The sequence below is a fragment of the Pontibacter chinhatensis genome (assembly GCF_900113285.1).
In the GTDB taxonomy this organism is placed as follows: domain Bacteria; phylum Bacteroidota; class Bacteroidia; order Cytophagales; family Hymenobacteraceae; genus Pontibacter; species Pontibacter chinhatensis.
Genome location: NZ_FOOT01000003.1, coordinates 22,383 through 44,156, shown reverse-complemented (window position 1 = coordinate 44,156; position 21,774 = coordinate 22,383). Strand labels below are relative to the sequence as shown.

Annotated in this window: 22 protein-coding genes; 7 read left to right on the top strand and 15 right to left on the bottom strand. The window is 51.6% G+C overall.

Annotated features, from left to right (window positions below; all coding sequences use genetic code 11):
• Positions 1-57 precede the first annotated feature (57 nt).
• Both BM040_RS09330 and BM040_RS09325 read left to right on the top strand, forming a co-directional pair.
• Positions 58-348, top strand: coding sequence for an acylphosphatase (locus tag BM040_RS09330; RefSeq protein WP_317040167.1), 291 nt, complete (start codon positions 58-60; stop codon positions 346-348).
• A gap of 52 nt (positions 349-400) precedes the next feature.
• Positions 401-1,264: a YDG/SRA domain-containing protein gene (locus BM040_RS09325; protein WP_092101437.1), complete on the top strand. Its 864-nt coding sequence runs from the start codon at positions 401-403 to the stop codon at positions 1,262-1,264.
• A gap of 115 nt (positions 1,265-1,379) precedes the next feature.
• On the opposite strand, the gene BM040_RS09320 is transcribed toward BM040_RS09325, so the two are convergent.
• On the bottom strand, positions 1,380-2,060 hold the full coding sequence (locus BM040_RS09320; RefSeq protein WP_092100454.1) for a hypothetical protein: 681 nt from the start codon (positions 2,058-2,060) through the stop codon (positions 1,380-1,382).
• Between the two features lie 144 nt (positions 2,061-2,204).
• Between BM040_RS09320 and BM040_RS09315 the strand changes: the two genes are divergently transcribed.
• Positions 2,205-2,771: a DinB family protein gene (locus BM040_RS09315; protein WP_092100452.1), complete on the top strand. Its 567-nt coding sequence runs from the start codon at positions 2,205-2,207 to the stop codon at positions 2,769-2,771.
• Positions 2,772-2,781: 10 nt separating this feature from the next.
• Here the strand turns inward: BM040_RS09315 and BM040_RS09310 are convergent, their stop codons facing one another.
• A complete protein-coding gene (locus BM040_RS09310) occupies positions 2,782-4,218 on the bottom strand; it encodes a thioredoxin-like domain-containing protein (protein WP_092100450.1) in 1,437 nt (478 codons plus the stop codon).
• 772 nt (positions 4,219-4,990) lie between these two features.
• On the opposite strand from BM040_RS09310, the gene BM040_RS09305 reads away from it, so the two are divergent.
• From BM040_RS09305 to BM040_RS09295, 3 genes are all read left to right on the top strand, one after another.
• A complete protein-coding gene (locus tag BM040_RS09305; RefSeq protein WP_092100448.1) occupies positions 4,991-5,509 on the top strand; it encodes an NADH-quinone oxidoreductase subunit A in 519 nt (172 codons plus the stop codon).
• Positions 5,510-5,546: 37 nt separating this feature from the next.
• Positions 5,547-6,062 carry an NADH-quinone oxidoreductase subunit NuoB gene (gene nuoB, locus BM040_RS09300; RefSeq protein WP_073851253.1) on the top strand — a complete coding sequence of 172 codons (516 nt, stop codon included), beginning with the start codon at positions 5,547-5,549 and terminating at the stop codon, positions 6,060-6,062.
• A 61-nt stretch (positions 6,063-6,123) separates the two neighbouring features.
• Entirely contained in the window at positions 6,124-6,732 is a 609-nt protein-coding gene (locus BM040_RS09295; protein WP_317040166.1) for an NADH-quinone oxidoreductase subunit C, read from the top strand.
• Positions 6,733-7,318: 586 nt separating this feature from the next.
• On the opposite strand, the gene BM040_RS09290 is transcribed toward BM040_RS09295, so the two are convergent.
• From BM040_RS09290 to BM040_RS09265, 6 genes are all read right to left on the bottom strand, one after another.
• Positions 7,319-8,113, bottom strand: coding sequence for an SPFH domain-containing protein (locus tag BM040_RS09290; RefSeq protein ID WP_092100446.1), 795 nt, complete (start codon positions 8,111-8,113; stop codon positions 7,319-7,321).
• Positions 8,113-8,301, bottom strand: coding sequence for a hypothetical protein (locus BM040_RS09285; RefSeq protein WP_092100444.1), 189 nt, complete (start codon positions 8,299-8,301; stop codon positions 8,113-8,115). Before BM040_RS09285 ends, BM040_RS09290 begins: the two co-directional genes overlap by 1 nt.
• Before the next feature lie 210 nt (positions 8,302-8,511).
• Complete coding sequence (locus BM040_RS09280) at positions 8,512-8,931, bottom strand: hypothetical protein (protein ID WP_139217788.1); 420 nt, start codon at positions 8,929-8,931, stop codon at positions 8,512-8,514.
• A 178-nt stretch (positions 8,932-9,109) separates the two neighbouring features.
• A complete protein-coding gene (locus BM040_RS09275) occupies positions 9,110-9,460 on the bottom strand; it encodes a hypothetical protein (protein ID WP_092100440.1) in 351 nt (116 codons plus the stop codon).
• A 75-nt stretch (positions 9,461-9,535) separates the two neighbouring features.
• Positions 9,536-9,967 carry a GNAT family N-acetyltransferase gene (locus BM040_RS09270; RefSeq protein ID WP_092100438.1) on the bottom strand — a complete coding sequence of 144 codons (432 nt, stop codon included), beginning with the start codon at positions 9,965-9,967 and terminating at the stop codon, positions 9,536-9,538.
• 38 nt (positions 9,968-10,005) lie between these two features.
• The gene (locus BM040_RS09265; RefSeq protein ID WP_092100436.1) at positions 10,006-11,076 is read right to left on the bottom strand and encodes a hypothetical protein; all 1,071 of its coding nucleotides are present in this window, start codon (positions 11,074-11,076) and stop codon (positions 10,006-10,008) included.
• A 218-nt stretch (positions 11,077-11,294) separates the two neighbouring features.
• On the opposite strand from BM040_RS09265, the gene BM040_RS09260 reads away from it, so the two are divergent.
• A complete protein-coding gene (locus tag BM040_RS09260; protein WP_092100434.1) occupies positions 11,295-12,503 on the top strand; it encodes an NADH-quinone oxidoreductase subunit D in 1,209 nt (402 codons plus the stop codon).
• 388 nt (positions 12,504-12,891) lie between these two features.
• Here BM040_RS09260 and BM040_RS09255 read toward each other — a convergent pair whose 3' ends face one another.
• From BM040_RS09255 to BM040_RS09225, 7 genes are all read right to left on the bottom strand, one after another.
• Entirely contained in the window at positions 12,892-14,268 is a 1,377-nt protein-coding gene (locus BM040_RS09255) for a LutB/LldF family L-lactate oxidation iron-sulfur protein (RefSeq protein WP_092100432.1), read from the bottom strand.
• A gap of 238 nt (positions 14,269-14,506) precedes the next feature.
• Positions 14,507-16,051 (bottom strand): M28 family peptidase, encoded by a 1,545-nt coding sequence (locus BM040_RS09250; RefSeq protein WP_092100430.1) that lies wholly within the window; start codon positions 16,049-16,051, stop codon positions 14,507-14,509.
• A gap of 208 nt (positions 16,052-16,259) precedes the next feature.
• On the bottom strand, positions 16,260-16,745 hold the full coding sequence (gene ispF, locus BM040_RS09245; protein WP_092100428.1) for a 2-C-methyl-D-erythritol 2,4-cyclodiphosphate synthase: 486 nt from the start codon (positions 16,743-16,745) through the stop codon (positions 16,260-16,262).
• Between the two features lie 1,080 nt (positions 16,746-17,825).
• A complete protein-coding gene (locus BM040_RS09240) occupies positions 17,826-18,926 on the bottom strand; it encodes an alkene reductase (protein ID WP_092100427.1) in 1,101 nt (366 codons plus the stop codon).
• Positions 18,927-19,026: 100 nt separating this feature from the next.
• Positions 19,027-19,851, bottom strand: coding sequence for an aldo/keto reductase (locus tag BM040_RS09235; protein WP_092100425.1), 825 nt, complete (start codon positions 19,849-19,851; stop codon positions 19,027-19,029).
• A gap of 56 nt (positions 19,852-19,907) precedes the next feature.
• Positions 19,908-20,357 carry a MarR family winged helix-turn-helix transcriptional regulator gene (locus BM040_RS09230; RefSeq protein WP_092100423.1) on the bottom strand — a complete coding sequence of 150 codons (450 nt, stop codon included), beginning with the start codon at positions 20,355-20,357 and terminating at the stop codon, positions 19,908-19,910.
• 157 nt (positions 20,358-20,514) lie between these two features.
• Positions 20,515-20,967 (bottom strand): PepSY-like domain-containing protein, encoded by a 453-nt coding sequence (locus tag BM040_RS09225; protein WP_245756167.1) that lies wholly within the window; start codon positions 20,965-20,967, stop codon positions 20,515-20,517.
• Positions 20,968-21,774 lie beyond the last annotated feature (807 nt).

Genomic DNA, 21,774 nt, shown 5'->3' with positions numbered 1-21,774 from the left:
ATGGATTGTTCTTCCCGTTTTTCTTGAGCAGAGACGAAGGTTATACTTTATACTTGGATGATGGAAGAGAAAGCGAAGAAGCGCGTGGCCATGCGCGTGCACGGCAAGGTGCAGGGCGTTTTTTTCAGGGCCAGCACACAGGAGAAGGCGCAGGAATTGGGCCTTACGGGCTTTGTGCGGAACGAGCCCGACGGGACAGTATACCTAGAGGCCGAAGGAGAGCCGCAGGTGCTGGAGATGCTCGAAGCTTGGGTACACGTCGGGCCCAGGCGTGCGAAGGTAGAGAAAGTGGAGGTGGAGGAAAAGCAGGATCTGAAGCGGTTTGAGGGTTTTGAGCAGCGGCGGTAAGGGAGCTTTTACTTAGAAATACCTATATTCACTTAAAGTGATTGAGCTACCTATGAGCAAGCGTGTTTTTGGTCACATACCCAATGTATATGAAGGCGATATCTTCGAAAGCAGGATTGCCTTATCGCACAGTAAAGTGCATAGACCAAATCAAGCAGGAATAAGCGGCTCTCAAAAAGAGGGGGCAGATTCTATCGTACTTTCCGGTGGGTATGAGGATGACCTTGATCTGGGGAACATAATCATCTACACAGGCCATGGTGGTAGAGACCCCAACTCCAAGAAGCAAGTCGCTCATCAGGTCTTGTCAGATAAAAACAAAGCCCTGGCTATTAATTGTCAAAATCAACTGCCGGTTAGGGTAATAAGGGGAGCCAATCATAAGTCGAAACACTCACCAGCTTTTGGGTACCGGTATGATGGCCTCTATAAAGTTACAGATTACTGGAAAAAGAGAGGGAAATCAGGCTTTGATGTTTGGCTGTTTCGCCTTGAAAAACTAGAAGTAGACCGTGGAAGTATCTTTGAATTGAATGAAGACTCCCCTGAGTATGCTAAAGCTACTCGAACAGCTGTTATCCATCAAAGAATCAATAGAGATTACCAACTAACCCTCAAAGTCAAGGAAGTTTATGACTTTCATTGTCAGGTTTGTCATACTAGAATAGTTACAAATGCAGGTTTTTATGCTGAGGCAGCGCATATAAAGCCACTTGGTGTGCCGCATAATGGTCCTGACACATTAGATAACCTGCTTTGCTTGTGTCCAAACCATCACATAATGTTTGACTATGGTGGGTTTACTATTGAGGATGATTTTAAACTTGTTGGGTTAGAAGGAGAGTTATATGTGAAGGCAGAGCATAGGCTTAACCGGGAGTTTATCCGGTATCACAGAGAACACTTTACTACCTAATCCTGCCCCTCATCCTTCTCAGTAAATCCCATACTTCACAGCTGCTCAGCATCAACAAAAAAACGCCTGACGGAGGAGTGACCCCGCATCAGGCGTTTCTAGTATAAGCAGCGCTCTACAGGCTGTTGTAGTGTTCTACCAGTTTAATTATATCGCTGTCGTTTCGCAGGTTCAGGGCGTTGGTTTTAATGTAGCTCTGCAGGTCATCGGCTTTGCCGGGCATAGCAGCCAAGAGCGATCCCTTGCTTTTCTTCACCTTCGTTAGCTTGTTGCCGGTAGCAATGTAGTACTCCTCGCTTTCCTGCACCTCCCGGTCAATGGTGGCCGAGCTGTAGCCTTTGCGGTCGAATATCTTTTTAGAGGTTTTCTTGAGCAAAGTGGTTTTTCCGTCAGCCAGCACCTCCAGGAAGGCGTCCGCCGAAACTCCCTCGCCGGTGTAGCCTTTGCGGAAAGTTTTGTGCAGCTTGCCGTTGTTGTGGATATAGTTGATGGAGAACTCCTTCACAGGCTCTATCAGCTCCTTTACCTGGCCATCCTTCCCCTTAAATACAATTACATCCCTTACCTGATCGTACATGATGTTGACGCCCTCGTAAATGGTGCCATTGCTGAGCGTGATAGTGCCCTCTGCAAAGTCGGGGTGCAGGTAAGGCGAGCCAATCATGGTGATGGCGTTATACTCGTGCACAGGGCGGGCTTCCATGTCTGTGGTGGAAGTATACTGCGCTGCAGCATCCAGGCTGAACAGGGCGCAGGCAAATAGTGCTAGGGAGAGTGCTTTTAGAGCGTTTTTCATACAGGTTAGAATGTCGTGGAATACGTGTTGCTTCGGGTGCTTAATATGCAAAAAAATCTTTATATATACTATAGTAAATCCTGATTAACGTTACAGCTCAGGGCGTGTAACCTGCTGTACCTTTGTGCTGTACTACCTAAGACTATGAGAACCATGACTACACTGGAGCAACTTTCGAAATCTGTCAGGCATCTAGCGGAAACCGTGGCCCACAGCTTCGAGTCGATGAGTCTGGTGGATTTAAACTATAAACCTGCCCCCAATAGCTGGAGCATGCTGCAATGCCTGGAGCATCTGAACCGCTACAGCCGCTACTATAACCCCGCCCTGGCCAACGCCATTGCGCAGCATACCGGCGAGCAAGCCCACCTCGGAAGTATAAGCTACAGCTGGCTGGGAAAAAAATCGGTGGAGATGGTGCGGCCCCAGAACACCAAAAAGCACAAGACCGTGAAGCACATGAACCCCAACAACAGCCAGCTGAACCGTGCTACCGTGGGGGAATTTCTGCAACACCAGCAGGAGCTGCTGCAGCTGATCTATGATGCCCGGAAGGTGGACCTGAACAAGAAGGCGGTGCCGGTGGAATTTTTTAAGCTGCTGAAGCTGCGGATAGGGGAGGCGCTGGAGTTTGTAGTGCTGCACCAGGAGCGGCACGTACAGCAGGCGCTGCGCGTAAAGCAGCAACTAGCGCAACAGGCTGCGGCCTAAGTATGCGTTTTTATACTTTGGCCGCGCTAAAACGCACCTGCACCTCCTGCTTCTCCCCGGAATGGATATCCACGGTAAACAACTGATGGCTGTTGGTGCTGGTTACCCATAGCTGCCCGTTCAGGAAAATGATGTCGTTGGGTTCGTGGAGGCCGCTGGTGAGGGTGCGTACGCGCCTGCGTTGTACATCCAGCACCTTTATCTTCCCGTTGTAGGTGTCGGCAATGTACACGTTGCTGTCTATTATCTCCAGGCCCACGCAATGCTGCAGCAGCGCATCGTCGGCATCCCCGTCTACATCCCCAAAGTCGAAAAGGCCCCTGCCCAGCGGAGTGAGCACCATGCCTGTCTCCGTGTTTACGGTGCGGATGGCGCTGGCTTCGGCATCGGCTACATAAAGTACAGGCCCACTATGCGCCAAACCACTGGGCTGGTTAAAAGCGGCTTCGCGCAGTGGCCCATCCGTAAGCGCTTCGCGACCGCTGCCGGCGTAGCGGTATACTTTTTCGGTGGCTAAGTCCATGCGCAGAATCTGGTGGTTACCGGCGTTCGCAATGTAGAGGTGCTCACCAAGTATGAGCAGGTCCCAGGGACTGTTGGGGTTCACGGGCTCGTCCAGCTTATCGTCCAGGAAGTAGTAACCCAGCTCGCCTGTGCCGGCTGCCGTGCTCACTTGTTTTGCTTCTAAATCAACTTTTCGGATGGCATTGTTCTTAGCGTCGGCCACGTACAGTATACTTCCGTGAAGCGCCAGCCCGTGCGGCTCGTAAAAGGTAGCCTCTGCGTAGCTGCCGTCGTCGAAGCCCTGCTTGCCGCTGCCGATTACCTCCAGCACCTGCCCCTGTTGGTTAAGTTTGAGGATACGGTTATGGCCGCTGTCAGATAGATAAATGTTCCCCTCTGCGTCGCTGATGAGCTTGGAGGGGAAGTACAAACCCTGCTCCTGCCTTTCTTCATGCTCCACGTGGAAACGAATCGGCTCGTGGTTCAGGATATCCTTATACTCTTCTATCAACCGCTCTATATAAGGCTGTACCGTTTGGTACACCCCTTCGCCGGCATGCTGGCCCACTACCTTGCCGTTGGGGGCTATGAGCACGGTGGTAGGCCAGGCGCGTACGCCGTACTGGTTCCAGATTTTATAGTCAGCATCGTTTACCACCGGGTGCTCGATGCCGAACTTGCGGATAGCCTGCAGGATGGTCTCGTTCTGCTTCTCGGCGTCGAACTTGGCTGAATGGATGCCCACGACCACCAGCACATCGGCATACTCCTCCTCCAGCCGCTTCAGGTCGGGCACAATGTGCTGACAGTTAATGCAGCCAAAGGTCCAGAAGTCGAGCAGCACTATTTTGCCCGCGAAGTCTTTGATGGACCAACTCCTGTCGGTGTTAAGCCAGCCATGTACAGTATTTATCTCTGGTGCGTTTACGCGTCCGGTAAGCATAGCATAAGTATGGTTTAAGCGTGTGCGGTGCTATAGTTGTTACAGGTTTGTGGGGTGTTTTGTTTACTATGAGCCTTTCTTAAAAAGAGGGGAGGGAGCTTTGCAGGTCCGGGTCCAACCACCCCTAGCCCCTCCCGAGTGGGGAGTTACTCCGGGCGATTACACCCCTGTTGAGCAATGCTCGCAAGCTTCGAACTCTCGTTCTCACTTGTCCTCCAGGGGACAGTCTATACTTGCTCCGTAGCAAAGGCTGTAGCTATCGAATTGTTCCCAGTTTTTCTGTGAGGCGCCTATGCGAGTTTTTCCGGTGCCGAGCGAGAGCGAGGCAGCCCGAGGCACGAGGGCAGGAAAAGCTCCCAGCGCCGAGCGGGAAAACGAGGCCTCCCGGCCTGGGAGGGCACCAAAGCCAGAGGTGCAACAGTAGCTTATGTAAGCCTGGAGGATGAACGGATGCTAGCAAGGATAGCCTGGTTCAGGTTGCGGGAAGCAGCAGCTAGGGAGGTATAAATCACCAAGTATAAAAAGGCACAAGCTACAAGCTCCCGCCAGCGAAAGTATAAAGCAGGAAGTATAGCCAGAGTATAAAGTACAGCCAAAGTATAAAGTATGGCTTTTCAAGCCAGTTGGGTTGTAAACCCAACGCCATAGTAGGCACGGGTTGCAAACCCGCGCCAGCGGAGAAGGCACAAACTCACTCCTACACCATCTTGAAGCCTCTTTTAGAGGAGGGGTGGAAATTTTATTGTAGTTTTGCCTAAACACCTGCAACACAATGGCAGAAAACTATATCTCAGACTTCGGAACCATCCTGCTCTTTCTGGTTGGCGGGGCTATTTTCGTAGTGATTGGCCTGCTCACCAGTAAGCTGGTGCGCCCGAAAAACCCGAACCCGGAGAAGCTGGCCACCTATGAGTCGGGTGAGGAGCCGATTGGCAATGCCTGGGTGCAGTTTAACCCGCGCTTTTACGTGGTGGCGCTCATCTTCATTATTTTTGATGTAGAACTGGCTTTCCTGTTTCCGTGGGCCACCGTGTTCGGGCGCAAAGACTTGATAGAGGCCACAGACGGTGTGTGGGGATGGTTTTCGCTCGTGGAGATGTTCATCTTTATAGGCGTGCTTATACTTGGCCTGGCGTATGCCTGGGCTAAAGGGCACCTGGATTGGATAAAGCCGAAGCCTATACTTCCGCAGAGCCGCTCCAGCATCCCAATGGAAGTGTACCAGCGCGTAAACGAGCGGAAGTATGACCTGAAGTCAAAAGACGCAGGACAAAGGACAAACGGAGTATAATTCTTAATTAGTCATTCATCATTCTTAATTATAAAACGTGGATAAGACAGGAGAAGGCGGCGTAGTTATCACCAAGCTCGACGATCTGCTCAATTGGGCGCGACTCACTTCGCTGTTCCCGATGGGCTTCGGGCTGGCTTGCTGCGCCATTGAGATGATGGGTGCTTATGCCTCGGGTTACGACCTGGATCGCTTCGGCATTATACCGCGTGCCTCGCCGCGCCAGTCGGATGTGATGATTGTGGCCGGAACAGTTACCTTTAAAATGGCCGACCGTGTGCGCCGCCTCTACGAGCAGATGCCCGAGCCCCGCTACGTAATCTCGATGGGAAGCTGCTCTAACTGCGGCGGCCCCTACTGGGAGCACGGTTACCATGTGGTGAAAGGCGTGGATAGAATCATTCCGGTGGATGTGTACGTGCCGGGCTGTCCGCCAAGGCCAGAGGCGCTGATCGGCGGCTTTTTAAAGCTGCAGGAGATCATCCGCCAGGAAACCATTCGTGCCCCCAGAGCCGTGCAGCAAATTATGGCAAAGAGAATGAAGAATGCTTAATGAGTAATCAGTAATGATTAGATGTATTAATTAGTCATTACTCATTATTCACTATTAATTAATGATTATGACTTTCGGGGAGCTACAGCAGTTTATAGGTGATAAGTTTGGCGAAGCGGTTATACTTGAGGCAAAGACCGATGCCCTGCAGCCATACCTGGTGCTTGAGCCGGAGCGCCTGCCGGAGGTATGCCTGGAACTCCACGACAACGAGCAAACCTACTTCGATTACCTCTCCTGCCTGACAGGCATGGACAACGGGCCGGAGGCGGGTACCATGGAGGTAATTTATACTTTATACTCCATTCCCTACGACCATCACCTGACGCTGAAAGTACGGGTGCCGCGCAATAGCACACCGGAGGAGGTGATGCCGCAGGTGCCTACTGTTAGCCACATCTGGCGCACCGCCGACTGGCACGAGCGCGAGGTGTTCGACATGTTCGGCATCTACTTTACAGATCATCCCGACATGCGCCGCATCCTCTGCGCCGCCGATTGGGAGGGCCACCCGCTCCGCAAGGATTACCAGCTACAGGACTACTACCACGGCATCAAAGTACCCTACGACAAACACAACGAGAACAATGGCTTCCGGGGTGAGCCAGTTATACTTACCCAGCAACCGCCCGCCGAGCAGTTTCCGGATAAGCGGGAGAAACCGGAGTAAATCCGGGTCTAACCACCCCTTGCCCCTCCTTGGCTAAGGCGGGGGATTTTTACTTGCTAAAGCTCTCGCAGCCTGCTGCGAGTTTCTTATTTCTCTGTTTCATGCTTTGGCTATACTTTGGTTTATACTTCCCTGAGCCACGGCTTCCTTCCACTTGAACCAAGCTATCCTTAATAGCTACCGCTCATCCTCCAGACTTACATGAGCTATTGTTGCATCTATACTTTGGAGCTCTCAAGCCCGAGAGGGCTCGCCTTCGGGCTTCGCGCTGTGTGCCTGAAGCTGCTCCTCGCTCCGCTGCGGGCTGCCCTGGCGGGCACCGCAACATGCACAAGGCGCTCAACCCAAAGGCTGGGATAAAATCGATAGCTCCTGCTGACGGAGCTCCAGCCAAAGTCCCCCTTCGAAGGGGGCAGGGGGATGTAATCGTATGCAGAAATTCCCCTCCTTGGCTAAGGAGGGGCTAGGGGTGGTTGGACCCGGTACTGCAAAGCTCCCTCCCCTGTTCTTAGGGGAGGGGTGGGGTGGGGTAAAACCAAAGGGCGCCGGAAGTATAACCGGCGCCCTTTGGTTTTATACGTTATACTTACTGCACGTTCTTAAAGAAGGTGGGCGAGTTGCCGTAGAGCGGGGTTTTGCCGTCCCACTTCTCGATAAACTGCTGCTGGATGAGCAGGGGTGTGAGCGTGCGCTGTCGCAGTTCGTTGGCGCGGGCTTCGGCCTCGGCTTCCACTATTTTCTTGCGGGCCTGGGCTTCAGCTACCTTCAGCTCGTTCTCTACCTGCATGGCCTGCTGCACGGCTTTGTTTTTCAGGTTTACGGCCTGCACAATCACCTCGGGGTACTGCAAACCGCTGGTCATCTGCTCCAGCTCGAAGCCTTCTTTGCGCAGGGCATTGTCCAGGGCTAGCTGTACTTTATCCTCGAAACTCTGGCGGTTCGAGATGATGCTGTCGGTAGTGTACTGGTTAAACTGGATGCGGAAGGCATCGCGGGTATAGTTAAACAATGTCGTTTTGGTGATCAGCTCAATGTCTTTGCGGTACTTGCTGAAGATGCGGGGGCTTTCGCCGGGGCTCACCCGGAAAGAGATGGTCGGATCAACGGTAAAAACAGAGCCGTCTTTCGCGTTCACGGTAAAGGCCGGGTAATCCACCGTCTGTACGAAGGTCGGGAACTGGAAGACCTCCTCGGTGAACGGGTTGTACCACACGCGCCCGGTTACCAGGTTCACGTCCTGCACGCCTTTATCGGTGCCGTAAAGCTTTACCAGTATTCCCTCATGGCCTGCGTCGATGCGGGTGCAGGAGGTCATGGCGGTTGCGGAAAACAGAACAATAAGCAGCACGGCAATGCTCCAGGTAGTGATTTTTCGGTTCATCAGGCTTTTAGTTTGTTAAGGGTAAAACGGATCAAAAGGAAGTTAGCAAGTATGAGCAGCGCCAGCAGCCCAAAGCCAAGTATAACTGAGGCGTCGGAAGGCTGGCGGATAAGCGTGACTACTTCGGTGTAGGCAAAGATGTCCGCAAGCAGCAGCAGAATGAGCAAGAGGATGTAGGAGAATTTCATCGAAAGTATATTGCAAACACAATATACTAAAAACCTTTTTCTCTTTCATTCATACAAGGCTGATTGTCGCCATGAAAGTATAAATAGCTATTATTAGCCGACTTCTTTTCCTGAAGATCTGGGCTAACCAGGACTGTGTATTACAGTGGCCTTCTGCTGACGCAAGCAGGTAGCTATAGTATGAATTCAGATATCGAACTTGCATATACCTTAGGCATAGGTGGTATCGCGCCTGCCGCTCCTGAAAAGGAAATACCCCACCGCCATGTACAGGATAACAGCCACTCCGATGGGGGCTTCCTGCTGTGCATACCAGATGCTGCTGTTCTGCAGCAAGGGGTTGGTAACCATGCCAATGAGGATAAAAGAGCCGAATACCAGCGCAGGGGAAAGCAGCATGGCAATAATCCGTACCAGTACGCTACGGTTCCGGCTGAGGTAATACCCGATGCCCGTGGAGCCGATTATCAGCAACACAATACCGGTCGCCATGAAAAAAGCAGCGGCACCGGAGGTAATAATCCGGCCATTTGTGGAGATAATGACGGCCAGTTTAATAGCCCAGGCTAGCGTGCCTCCCATTAAAAATAACCCCGCTACCTGCGCCCATCTTGAAAAAAGTAATTTCAACTGCATAAGCATCGACTCTTGGATGTTAAAAAAGGCTATTAAAGGAAATAAACAAGCCTTCGTGTAGCCGGGGCATCAGAAAGCTAACGGGGTAGGAGGCTGCTTTGGGGCAGAAGTATAGGCTACAGGGTAGTGCCAGCGCGTATGCTAAAGCTATTCAATCGTAATGCTGAGTGCTCTAGTTATACTTGCTTTTCAGGTCAGGGGTGGTAAAGAAAACATACGCAAAAAGGACGGCAAAAGCTGAGTAAATCAGCGCCGCCACCCAAAGGTAGTGTAGGGCTGGGGTTTTGAAGGATAGCTTGGCCAGAGCCAGTGCGGCGATAACGAAATGGGCCAGGTTGCCAAGGGCCACAGGCCTGCTGTAAATCCCGCCAATCAGGTTTGCCCTGGCTGTCCAGTTTATCATGGCAAAGCCAAGGTATAGCGCTCCCAGCAATTGCAAGATGACGGCAGCAGCTTCGGACATGCCTAAACTGCCGGCAACTTCCTGGGGCAGAAAAGACAGCATCATCCCTGCCGCGCCCATCAGGAGAAAGTATAAGCTAAAGAAAAGTATAGGCTGTACTCCTGTAGTAGCGGGAAAGCTATAAGAAGTATGATTTTAACACAATATACTGAAAACCTTTTGTTCTTTTAATTCCTCAAAGCCAATTACTTTGTAAAAAGTATGGCTGTCGGTTCTTCGGGTGTTGCAGCGCACCCGCACCTTGCCGATTCCCTTTTGCCCGGCCCACGCCCGCACCTGCTCCACCAGCATCCGGCCGGCTCCGGTTCTCCGGCAGTTCTCATCAACCACCAGTCCGCCTATCTCCACAAAAGCGCCCGATTCCAAGTGCAACGTATAAAACCCATGCACCCAGCCAACCAATTTGTCGTCCAGCACCGCACCGAAAGCGCAGTGGTCTTTGCTCGCCAGAATTTCCTGTAGCCATACGTTGGTCTCAGCCACGGATGCCTGGTAGCCGAGTTGGGAGGAGAGGTTGGTAATGGCTTCGGTGTCCGTAAGGGTGAGGGTTCTGAGGTGCAGGTTCATGGGTTGGTGTGAGATAGCCTTTTAATGGCGTGCTTGGTTTATTCTTGTTCTTCAGGCCATCTGCAACTATTATATCCCTCCTCTTTCTCATTAAAAGGAGCTCTTCTAGCATATGCTAACTCTGGATTAAATAATACTGGCTTCTGTAAATATAAATTAATTAGGTTGTTAGAAATTGATAAGTTTAGAGAATTCCTCATCTCTATGTGAATCTTACTGATGTCCAAAACCGCATTCAAAATTTTAGGGCTTTCTTCAGCAGTTAGGCAAAAGCTAGGTGGGTCAAAGTGGTTCAAATGATTACGAATTTCTTTAAGAAGAAAAACAGACGGTTTAAGTGATTCAATATTGAAAGAACTGCCTGATATGTGTGACACCCATTTCAACTTATCCTTAAATCTTCTACCGTATTTTGATCCTAACTTTGCTTCATCAAAGAGCCAATCTGGTTTTGGATGAAACTTCGCCTTATTATACATAAGATGTAATGCGATTTCTATACTTGAAATACAATCATTAACTATATCTCGTAAAGTGAAAAACCAATTAAAGGAATAGAATTTATTTGATGAATTTACTAGAGTATCTCTTTTGGATATTACTCTTGCTATAAGAATATCTAAGAACGATTCTATGCAAAACCCTTCACGTGCTAAAATTGGCTTTATTGGAAAGTTTTCTCCCAAAAAACCATCTCTGTTCCAAGCAACAAATTTTATTTGAGGTTCTAAATTATGGGTAATTGGATGGGAGGCTAGGCCATAATTTGTTGAAATATCAATAAACTCTTCTGTTAGAGTTGGAAGTCTGAGCAAATGAGGAAGAAAGATGTTGTTATTTTTAATATTGTTTAATATAATTTGATAATTTATTGGTTCTGATTGAATTTTCTGGCTATCCCTCTCCCAACTGACATAAAAAGTCCTCTTTTCCTTTTTCCATTCTTTAGCAGTAAGCCTCTTGCTTTTTCCATATTGTCGAATGAGCATTAGTGCAGCATTTGGTAACTGTCCTTCGGCATATTTATCAGAGTATACTAGTAGTTTATGTTCTTTATTTCGTTTATCTCCATCTAATATAAAAAAATCAGGATAAATTTCGTTTAGCATATGATATAGATTAGTTTTTGATTTTTATAATCAATGGGTTTAAATAGTTTAGCAAAATATATATACCAGAGGGTTAATATACTATATATTGTTAAAATTATACATATCAGACCTTGTCTTTATTGCTAACACTGCCATCTCAACAAACCCCTCCCATCATTCCCCCTTTTTTCCGACCTTTGCTATTCATTCATCATTAGTCATTAATCATTTACCCCGTGTCCTCAACCATCTACAAAAACTACCTGCTGCAGTCGGAGCCGAATAAGTTCAGCCAGGATGAGCTGAAGGCCGGTGAGATGATTGTGAACATGGGGCCGCAGCACCCGAGCACGCACGGCGTACTGCGCCTGGAGGTGGTCACCGACGGCGAAATCATTCAGGAGGTGGTGCCGCACATCGGTTACCTGCACCGCTGTTTCGAGAAGCACGCCGAAAGTATGGCCTATAACCAGACCATCCCCTACGTAGACCGCATGGACTACCTGGCGGCCATGAACTCGGAGCATGTGTGGTGCATGGGCGTGGAGAAACTGCTGGGCATCACCGACCAGATTCCGAAGCGGGTGGAGTATATCCGGGTGCTGGTAACGGAGCTCAACCGCATTGCCTCGCACTTTGTAGCCATCGGCACCTACGCCATCGACATTGGGGCCTTTACGCCGTTCCTGTGGCTGCTGCGCGACCGCGAGCATATTCAGCGCCTGCTGGAGTGGGTGTGTGGGGCGCGGATGCTGTACAACTACATCTGGGTAGGCGGTTTATACTATGACTTGCCGATTGGCTTTGAGGAGCGCTGCCGCGAGTTTATAGACTACCTGCAGCCCAAGCTCGACGAGCTGGACACCATTCTTTTAGGCAACAAGATTTTTATAGACCGCACGGCCAACGTGGGTATACTTCCGCTGGACGTGGCGATAAACTATGGCTGCTCTGGCCCCATGCTGCGCGGCTCCGGCCTGAAGTATGATTTGCGCCGCGTAGATGGCTACAGCGTGTACCCCGAGCTGGACTTTGAGGTGCCGATAGGGCAGGGCCTGGCCGGCACCACCGGCGACTGCTGGGACCGCAACTACGTGCGCGCCCTGGAGTGCCGCGAGTCGGTTAAGATCATCCGCCAGTGCCTCGACCAGCTTACCGGGGACCACAAACGCACCCCCGACTTTGACCCGCAGGCCGCCTGTCCCAAGAAAATGCGCATGACAGGCACGCAGGAGCTATACTTCCGTGGCGAAACACCGCGCGGCGAGCTAGGCTACTACTTCCGCACCACTGATAAAAGCGACGTGCCGTTCCGCGCCAAAGGCCGCGCCCCAAGCTTCGTCAACCTCTCCGTACTATCCGAAATCAGCCGCGGCTGTATGGTCGCCGACCTCATCGCCATCGTCGGCTCTGTGGATATCGTGCTGGGCGAAGTGGATAGGTAGGGGTTGGTTTTAGTTGCTGGTTATTAGTTGTTGGTTATTGGACTTATACTTGTAGGGACAGGTCGCGACCTGTCCGCGTGAGGACAAAAACTATGAAGCTTATACTTCAGCCAAAGTAAGTACAGATTCCCCGCCTTGGATAAGGAGGGGTTAGGGGTGGTTGGTCCCGGACCTGCGAAAGTCCCCTTCGAAGGGGGTAGGGGGATGATAATCGTTTACAGAGCTCACCCTGATGCCTCCGGCCTCAGTGAAGTCGGAGACTTCACACCATTGGCAGGTCACGAGTCTGGAGACTCGCGCCAGTAATAAATACTACAGAAAATCCTGTCCATCTGCAAATCCTGATTCAGACTAATAAAAAAGCCTGCTTCATCAGCAGGCTTTTCCTTTATCTTCCGCGTTTCTCTTTCCAGAGCTGGTTAAACGATTTTGGCGCGGCTTGCAGCGGCTCGCGGCGTTTGCTCCAGCTGTCTTTCTGCACGTAGCGCAGCACAAAATTCTTAATGCCGGCAGGGGCCAGGTTCATCAGCGTTCTGCTCTTCATCGCCCTCATCCACAGTTTGATAGCCGTTCTCTCCTGGCTCTCGGCCATGCCCTCGTCTACGCTTTGTTTGCGGTTCAGCAGCAGCAGGTTGTGGATGTTGATTTTAACCGGGCAAACCGAGGTGCAGGCGCCGCACAGGGAGCTGGCAAAGCTCAGGTGCTTGTTTTCGGCCATCCCGCTCAGGTGCGGTGTAATTACCGAGCCGATGGGGCCGCTATAGGTGGTCTCGTACGTATGGCCGCCGATGTTTTTGTATACCGGGCACACGTTCAGGCAGGCGCCGCAGCGGATGCAGTTTAGCGCCTCGCGCTTCTCGGGCAGCGCCAGCAGGTCGGTGCGGCCGTTGTCGAGCAGCACCACGTACATCTCCTCTGGGCCGTCCTTTTCTTTGGACTGGCGCGGGCCGGTAAAAATGGTGTTATAAACTGTTATCCCCTGTCCGGTGCCGCTGGTGCTCAACAAGGGCCAGAACAGGTCCAAGTCCATAATGGAGGGGATCATCTTCTCGATGCCCACAATGGCGATGTGCGTTTTGGGGAAGGCGGTGGAAAGGCGCCCGTTGCCTTCGTTTTCGGTGACGGCCACGCCGCCCACATCCGCAATCAGGAAGTTGCCGCCCGTAATGCCTACCTCCGCCGACGTATACTTTTCGCGCAGCAGCGTGCGGGCCACGCCTACCAGTTCCTCGGCGTTGTCGGTAGGGGGGATGCCCAGCTTGCGCACAAACAGATCCCGGATGTCCTCTTTAGACATGTGCATGGCCGGCGTAACGATGTGGTAGGGCCGCTGCTCTGCCAGCTGCACGATATACTCGCCCAGGTCGGTTTCCACGGTCTCGATGCCGTTTTTCTCCAGGTACTCGTTCAGGTGTATCTCCTCCGTCGTCATCGACTTGGATTTAACCACCGAGCGGGCACGCTTGCGCTTCATGATCTCCCCAATCTCCTTCAAAGCCTCCTGTGCGTCGCGGGCCCAGATTACCTTGCCGCCACGGGCCGTAAAATTGGCCTCAAACTCCATCAGGTACTTGTCCAGGTTGTTGATGGTCTGGGTTTTTATATACGAGGCCCGCTCGCGCGCCAGTTCATGGTCGGAGTACTGGGTAAGACCGCGCTGCACGGCGGCGTTATACTTGCCGATGTTGAACTTGATGGTGGCGCGGTGCCCCTGGTCGAATGCTTTCGTTTCCGCGTCCTGCAGAAACTGTCTCAGTTTACTCATACTGTATTTCCCCCTGCGTTTTCCAGAGTGAGCCATACTTCAGGCCATCCTCATAAAACGAAAACACCCTAAAGGTATAAAGTTAAAAAGTTAGAAGGTTAGAAAGTTTGTAAGTTTTTGAACCGGCGACTAGAAAGGCTATAATTAATTGTGTCTTAACTACAGTTTACCTTTCAGGCCAGCTCTAACTCCTTAACTTTCTAACCTTCTAACTTTTTAACTCTCTAACTGTAAAAGCTTACTTCTTATTGCTGTCCACTACAATTCGATTTTCGCGGTTGGCCAACTCCCACGCCACGTGGAACGCCAGGCGGGATACCTTCTCGGCGCTATCGTAGAGGATTTTGTCGGCATGGTCGCCCGGCTGGTGGTAGTCGTCGTGCACGCCATTGAAGTAGAACACAATCGGAATACCGTTCTTGGCGAAGTTATAGTGGTCGGAGCGGTAGTAGAAGCGGTTCGGATCGTTCTCGTCGTTATAAGTATAGTCGAGCTTCAGGTTCACGTACTTCTGGTTCATCTCCTCGTTTATCTGGTGCAGCTCCGAAGAAAGCTTGTCGGCCCCGATCACGTAGATGTAGTTGCTGTCGTTGGTCTTCTCGTAGGTATAGTCCATGCGGCCGATCATGTCGATGTTGATGTTGGCCACCGTGTTCTCCAGCGGGAAGATAGGGTTGTTGGCATAGTACTCAGAACCCAGCAGGCCCTTTTCCTCGGCAGTCACCAGCATGAACAGCACGCTACGGCGTGGCCCGTAACCGTCTTTCTTAGCCTGGGCAAAGGCCTCGGCCAGCTCGATAACTGCCACCGTGCCGGAGCCATCGTCGTTGGCGCCGTTAAAGATCTTATCGCCCTCCAGCGACTCGTCCACACCTACGTGGTCGTAGTGCGCCGTTACCACGATTACCTCATCTTTCTTATCGGTCCCCTCAATAAAGCCCAGTACGTTTTCCGTTTCCAGCGGCTCAGAAGTTCTGCTCATCAGAATTTTAATGCCGGAGGCCGGCGTGAAAGCAGCCGAGGCAGAGGCCTGCGCCAGTTTATCGGGCGTGGTGCCAAGGATGGCAGCCCCTACATTTGGCGCGGCAAAAATAGTGGCCGGCCGGGTGCGGGTGCTGTTCATCTGCGTGATGGAAGGCTGGGAGAGGCGGTGTGAGAATCGCTCCTCCATTTGCTTGTACTCCTCGGCGCCTAACACATACACCACGCCTTTGGCTCCTGCTTTCTCAGCGGCGGCGCCAAAGCCACGCATCCTGGTCTCCACCTCACCCATGGCAAGTTTGGTTACCACCAGTTTCCCGGACGCGTTGCCCTCGGTTATCTGGGAGGCATCGGCTACGTACACAGCCTCTACGTTCTGCTCGGTGCTGAACGGCGAAGAGCCGAACGGGAAGAAGTCCTGCATCATGGTATACTTCTGAGAGCCTACGGTGATATGGCCCTGGCCCCAGGCGCTTTTCTGCAGGTTAAAAGTCTGGTAGTAGGGGTTGGCGCTGTTATCCTTTACCGGACCAACCAGGCCATCCTCGCGGAACTCGCGGGCAATGTACTCAGCTGCCATTTTCTGGCCTTTTTCGCCGGTATTGCGGCCTTCGTACTCGTCAGAGGCGATGATGTAGAGGTGCTTGGAAAGGTCTGCCGCCGTAATGGTTTCAGCATATTTGGGGGCCGCTTCGCTCAGTTTGGCCACATCGGTGGTGGGGTTGCTGGCGCTTGGACCCTTGGCGCAACCGTAGCCTATAGCGGCCAGCAATAGGGCGGCGTAGAGATTATGTCTCTTCATGGTGTAGTTTAGGTGTTTAAAAGTATAAGTATCAAGACAAAAGAACTGTAGACAAAGGACAAAAGGCGTTCAAAGTATAAGCAGTCATGGTTCAGGTGGTTGCTTGTACGTTGTCTATATTTAACCTGTTCATCCCTGTACTTAAGTATAACTAAAGTAGAAGTTCAGCTTAGACTTGTGCCGATGCTGCGGGTTTAACGGGCCGTACTTACTCCTTTACAATTAGCACGGTGGCAAAGGCAGCTACGCCCTCCTTCTTGCCCACAAAGCCCAGGTGCTCGGTCGTGGTGGCCTTAATGGAGATGTCTTCCTCCGGGATGCCCATCACCTCCGCTAAACAAGCCTTCATGGCGGGGATATGCGGGTTCACCTTCGGCTCCTGCAGGCAGATGGTCGAGTCGATGTTGCCAATCTGGTAGCCTTCGCGGGACAGCAGGTGCACCACCTCCTTCAGCAGAATTTTAGAGTCGATGCCTTTATACTTGGGATCTTTGTCGGAGAAGTGGTAGCCAATATCGCGCATGTTGGCGGCACCCAGTAGGGCGTCGCAGATCACGTGGGTCAGTACGTCGGCGTCGGAGTGGCCCAGGGCGCCGTGCGTGTGTGGAATCTTAATGCCGCCGAGCCAGAAATCGAGCCCCTCCTGCAGTTGGTGCACGTCGTAGCCGAAGCCGGTTCTTATTTTCAGTTTCATAGAATGTAAGCGGAAGTATAAAAGTATAAAGCCTGCCTACAGGTAGGCTCAAAAGGTAAATCTAAGCTAAAAATACCATTATTGCGCCACCGCCACGGCTGATTTTTGAGCAGAGCGCTTCCCCATACTTCTGGTTTCGCTACCATCCTTATGAGCAGCACAGCGTAGCATACGAACAAGTACCCGCGTTCATCTATACTTTTGTCGGAAAACTATGGGAACAGAAAGTATAAATAGTTGTAGCCTTAAAGCTTGGAGTTATACTTTTTTATACGTGCTCGCCATACTCTAACTTTGTGTCACTCTCTGGCGCAAGTCTTCAGACTTGTGTCTTACGATGGTGTCGAGTCTCTGATTCGACTGACTTGAAAAGCCATACTTGCTCTGGCCATATGTTATACTTCAGCTATACTTTATACTTGCTGGTTTATACTTCCCTGAACCACCGCTTCCTTCCACTTGAACCAAGCTATCCATGCTAGCTGCGGCTCATCCTCCAGATTTACGAGCCTAAAGTTGCATCTCTAACTTGGCTCCCTCCTAGGCCGGGAGGCCTCGCCTTCGGGCATCGCGCTGCTTTCGCTTCCTTTGCTCCTGGCGTCGCAATGCCTTGCAGGCACCTGAACCTCTCGAGGCGCTCAACCCAAAGGCTGGGAAAGAATTCGATAGCTACGGTCATGGCTATGCAGCAGGTATAGACTATTCCCTTGAGGACAAGTGAGAACGGGAGTTCGAAGCTTGCGAGCAAAGCTAAACAGGGGTGTAATCGCCTGCAGGCAATTCCCCTCCTCGGAGGGGCTGGGGTGGGTTTATACTTTGTAGGGACAGGTCGCGACCTGTCCGCGCGAGAAAGACAGCGATAAAACTTATACTTCAGCCAAAGCAATGACAGAACTCCCCTCCTTGGCTAAGGAGGGGCCAGGGGTGGTTGGACCCGGTGCTGCAAGTATAAACCTCCCCTGTTTTTAGGAGAAGGCTGGAGTGAGGCAAAAGCTAACTCACAGCTTAAAGTATAAAGTATAAAAAAGGCGCCCGCTAAAGTATAGCGGGCGCCTTTTTTTATGATGCAGTGACGTCGGCCTAGGCTTCCACTTCTGCCAGCGTAGGGTAATCCACATAGCCTTCCGGACCGGAAGCATAGAACTTGCTCTGGTCCGGCTGCTGCAGCTCGGCGTTCTGGGCAAAGCGCTCCACCAGGTCCGGGTTGCCGATAAACGGCACACCGAAGGCCACCATGTCGGCATCACCGTCGGCAATTACTTTATTTCCTGTCTCCTGTGTAAAGCCGCCGTTGATAATCAGGTTGCCTTTATACTTCGGACGGTAGCGCTTGGCCACCTGTGGCTCGATGTGCGGCACGTCCTTGTTGGCCGGCGAGGCCTCAGTCAGGTGCGCGTACGCCAGGTTATACTTGTTCAGCTGCTCTACAATGTAGTCGAAGGTCGGGATGGTATCTTCGTTTACGGTGATGCCGAATGCGCCGTGCATACTAGGGTTCAGGCGCACGCCAATTCGGTGCTGCGGCACCACTTCCTTAATGGCGTCCAGCACCTCGAACAGGATGCGGGCGCGGTTCTCCACAGAGCCACCGTAGGCATCGGTGCGCACGTTGGCCGTGCTCACGAAGAACTGGTGCAGCAGGTAACCGTTGGAGCCGTGCACTTCCACGCCGTCGAAACCGGCATCAATGGCGTTGCGGGCTGCCGTTTTAAAATCCTGTACAATCTGCTTTATCTCCGGGATGGTCAACTCGTGCGGTGTAACGGTATCTTTGAAGCCCTCGGGTGTAAAGGCTTTATCGTTGGGGTTGATGGGAGAGGGGGCCACCGGCAGTTTTCCGCCGTGGAAGTCGGGGTGCGACATGCGGCCTACGTGCCACAGCTGCAGGAAAATCTTGCCTCCTTCGGCGTGCACGGCCTCGGTTATTTTTTTCCAGCCGGCTACCTGCTCCGCGCTATAAATGCCGGGCGTGTTGATATAGCCAACAGCTTGCTTTGAGATTTGCGATCCCTCGGAGATAATCAACCCGGCGCTGGCGCGCTGGGCATAGTACGTAGCCATCAGGTCGTTGGCGGCGTTGTCTTCGTTGTCGGCGCGGCTGCGCGTCATGGGTGCCATCACGACGCGGTTCTTCAGCGTCAGGTCGCCTAACGTAATTGGTTTTAAAAGTGGTTGTGACATAATGTAGTTAGAAAGTTGGAGAGGTAGAAAGTTTAGGAGTTCTCCAGCCTGCACAATCTTCCTCATTCATAGTTATTAAATCGTAATTCTTAATTATCAATTAAACCGTGTCCCACGCCGGGGCGAAGGAAGGGCTGATGAGGCGGGTATTGGCCTGCTTCAGCTGGTTTATCTGCTCCACTTCCTGGGGCGTGAGCTCAAAGTCGAAGATGTTGAAATTGGCCTCAACGTTTTTTTCCTTGGCGCTTCTCGGGATGGCCAGTACCCCGTCCTGCTGCATGAGCCAGCGCAGCGTTACCTGCACCTCGTTTTTGCCATACTTGCTACCGATGCTTTTCAGCGTCTCGTTGCCCAGTACTTTACCTTGCGCAATCGGGCTGTAGGCGGTTAGTGTCAGGTTGTGCTGGCGCAGGTAAGTATAAAGTTTGTCTTGGTTGAGGAAAGGGTGATACTCCACCTGGTTGGTAATAATCTCAGCACCCGTGGCCAGCACCTTGTCGAGCAGGGCGGTAGGGTGGTTGCTGACCCCGATGTACCGGGCGTAACCTTTTTCCTGGGCTTTTACCAACTCAGCCATGTATTCCTCCACAGGCACCTCCGCGTTCGGCCAGTGTATCAGCAGCAGGTCCACGTAATCGGTGCGCAGCTTCTGCAGGCTTTCCTCCACAGAGGGCATGAACTTTTCCTTAGAAAGATTCGTCGGCAGTACCTTCGTGGTCAGGAAAACCTCGCTTCGGGCTACCCCGGACTCCTTGATAGCATTACCCACCGCGGCCTCGTTCTGGTACATCTGCGCTGTGTCGATGTGACGGTAGCCGGTGGCTAGGGCATGGGCGACGATTTTCTGCGCTGTGTCTCCCGCTAGCTGGAAGGTGCCCAGGCCCAAAGCTGGAATGGTGGCTCCTTTTATCTGGATATATTTCATAGAAATTCTAAAGTATGTACATTACTTGTGTATACAAATGTATAGCGAAAAAAATATTAGCCCCTTAGTTTATCGAGCAGGTTGCTAGCCATAACAGCTTCCTCTTTCGAAAGTTTATGGAAATGCGCTAAAAGTTCCGGGAAGCGGGTGTCCACCTCCTGCAGTTTTTTCAGTCCGCTGTCGGTGATGCGCACTTCAATCATGCGACGGTTGGCCTGACAGATGTCGCGGGTAACGTAGCCTTTCTCAATGAGCTTGTCAATGAGGCGGGTAACGTTGGAGTTGCGGTCAACCATGCGGTTTTGGATGTCGCCGAAGCAGGCAGGCTCGGGATTTTGCCCCCGCACAATAGCCAGTACGTTGTGCTGCTGCAGTGTGAGACCGAGATCCCGGAAAAAAGGGATAAGCTGTTGGTTCAACCAGTTGTTGGTAAACAACAGGTTAGCCATCAGGCGACGGTAATCGTCTTTAAATTCCTTCTGATTTATTTCGTCTTCTATCCGCATGGTCACAAATGTACTTTTTGTTATTTGTATATACAACTATTGACTCGAAAAGGTTTTGCGGACTAGCGGCAGTGGGCGGTGCGGGTATAAAAAAGCAAAGCGCCGTGCCGTAGCACCGCGCTTTGTAAAGCATAAGTCTGAGCTCTAAAAGGAGGGATTAGTCCCAGTACGGGGTGCCTGTTTGCTCCTGGCCATCGGCGGAGAACACGAGCTTGTGCTCTTGCTTGTCTTTCTCCAGCTCTACCTGGTAGAGGGTATCGCCATCCTGCACCAGCACGTCGGCATCATCGATGCGGAAGCCAGCGTATTTCTGATTGATACCAGCCTTTACTTCTTCCGGCAGTTCTGCCTCAGGCAGGTCATACTTGTGCTTCAATAGGCTACCGGAGGCGTTGAACAAAGCATCATAATCCACCAGTTCCTGGTCGAAGTCGGCCTCAAAGTCCTCGGCCTTCTTTTCCCACTCAATATTCTGGGCATTCGGGAAGGCGCTGATCAGGCTTTCTTTCACGGCTGCAGGCACATCGTCCGGCTTTACATCATCATCTTTATCGTCGCAGGCAAACAGGAAGCTGCCCAAAAACAGGAATGCAAATGCGGTTGATTTCATGGTCTTGCTTTAAAAGGTTAAAGAATGTTTATGCCTCAAAGCTAAAGCCCGAATCTGAAGTAAACCTGGAGCAAATCTGAAGCAATTCTGGAGATGGGGCGGATAGAGGGATATTTTTGATTCTGGTTTCAAGCACGCCTGCCTTAGTATAGCTCCTGGTCCAGCCTTCTTAGTAAGTACAGTAGTTTATACTTGCAGTGCCGGGTCCAACCACCCCTATCCCCTCCTTAGCCAAGGAGGGGAGCCTGTCATTACTATTGCTGAAGTATAAGTTTTATAGCCTCAGTTCTCCCGCGGACAGGTCGCGACCTGTCCTTACAAGGTATAAACCCACCCCTAGCCCCTCCGAGTAGGGAATTATACTTGCGCCCTTCACTGTCATCTCGAACGCAGTGAGAGATCTATCAGGAATTCTATCCAGATCTCTCCCAAAGGTCGAGATGACAGTAATAGCCGTGGCTATCGAATGGTTCCCAGCCTTTGGGTTGAGCGCCTCGAGAGGTTCCGGTGACGAGCGAAGTGAGGCAGCCCGAGGTACGAGGGCAGGAAGCGAAAGCAGCGCGATGCCCGAAGGCGAGGCCTCCCGGCCTGGGAGGGAGCCAAATAAGAGATGAAACAATAGCTTATGTAAGTCTGGAGGAGGAACAGAAGCTAGCAATGATAGCTTAGCTCCAGTTGCAGGAAGCAGTGGCTAGGAAAGTATAACCGGCAAGTATAAAGCCTAGCCAAAGTATAAGTATGGCTTTTCAAGCCAGTTAGGTTACAAACCCGACACCATAGTTAGGCACGAGTTGCAAACTCGCGCCA

Excerpts from the sequence above, each read along its gene's own strand:
- BM040_RS09330 (WP_317040167.1), top strand. The coding sequence starts at position 58 with ATGATGGAAGAGAAAGCGAAGAAGCGCGTGGCCATGCGCGTGCACGGC.
- BM040_RS09325 (WP_092101437.1), top strand. The coding sequence starts at position 401 with ATGAGCAAGCGTGTTTTTGGTCACATACCCAATGTATATGAAGGCGAT.
- BM040_RS09320 (WP_092100454.1), bottom strand. The coding sequence starts at position 2,060 with ATGAAAAACGCTCTAAAAGCACTCTCCCTAGCACTATTTGCCTGCGCC.
- BM040_RS09315 (WP_092100452.1), top strand. The coding sequence starts at position 2,205 with ATGAGAACCATGACTACACTGGAGCAACTTTCGAAATCTGTCAGGCAT.
- BM040_RS09310 (WP_092100450.1), bottom strand. The coding sequence starts at position 4,218 with ATGCTTACCGGACGCGTAAACGCACCAGAGATAAATACTGTACATGGC.
- BM040_RS09305 (WP_092100448.1), top strand. The coding sequence starts at position 4,991 with ATGGCAGAAAACTATATCTCAGACTTCGGAACCATCCTGCTCTTTCTG.
- BM040_RS09295 (WP_317040166.1), top strand. The coding sequence starts at position 6,124 with ATGATTATGACTTTCGGGGAGCTACAGCAGTTTATAGGTGATAAGTTT.
- BM040_RS09290 (WP_092100446.1), bottom strand. The coding sequence starts at position 8,113 with ATGAACCGAAAAATCACTACCTGGAGCATTGCCGTGCTGCTTATTGTT.
- BM040_RS09285 (WP_092100444.1), bottom strand. The coding sequence starts at position 8,301 with ATGAAATTCTCCTACATCCTCTTGCTCATTCTGCTGCTGCTTGCGGAC.
- BM040_RS09275 (WP_092100440.1), bottom strand. The coding sequence starts at position 9,460 with ATGGGCGCGGCAGGGATGATGCTGTCTTTTCTGCCCCAGGAAGTTGCC.
- BM040_RS09270 (WP_092100438.1), bottom strand. The coding sequence starts at position 9,967 with ATGAACCTGCACCTCAGAACCCTCACCCTTACGGACACCGAAGCCATT.
- BM040_RS09265 (WP_092100436.1), bottom strand. The coding sequence starts at position 11,076 with ATGCTAAACGAAATTTATCCTGATTTTTTTATATTAGATGGAGATAAA.
- BM040_RS09255 (WP_092100432.1), bottom strand. The coding sequence starts at position 14,268 with ATGAGTAAACTGAGACAGTTTCTGCAGGACGCGGAAACGAAAGCATTC.
- BM040_RS09250 (WP_092100430.1), bottom strand. The coding sequence starts at position 16,051 with ATGAAGAGACATAATCTCTACGCCGCCCTATTGCTGGCCGCTATAGGC.
- ispF (WP_092100428.1), bottom strand. The coding sequence starts at position 16,745 with ATGAAACTGAAAATAAGAACCGGCTTCGGCTACGACGTGCACCAACTG.
- BM040_RS09240 (WP_092100427.1), bottom strand. The coding sequence starts at position 18,926 with ATGTCACAACCACTTTTAAAACCAATTACGTTAGGCGACCTGACGCTG.
- BM040_RS09235 (WP_092100425.1), bottom strand. The coding sequence starts at position 19,851 with ATGAAATATATCCAGATAAAAGGAGCCACCATTCCAGCTTTGGGCCTG.
- BM040_RS09230 (WP_092100423.1), bottom strand. The coding sequence starts at position 20,357 with ATGCGGATAGAAGACGAAATAAATCAGAAGGAATTTAAAGACGATTAC.
- BM040_RS09225 (WP_245756167.1), bottom strand. The coding sequence starts at position 20,967 with ATGAAATCAACCGCATTTGCATTCCTGTTTTTGGGCAGCTTCCTGTTT.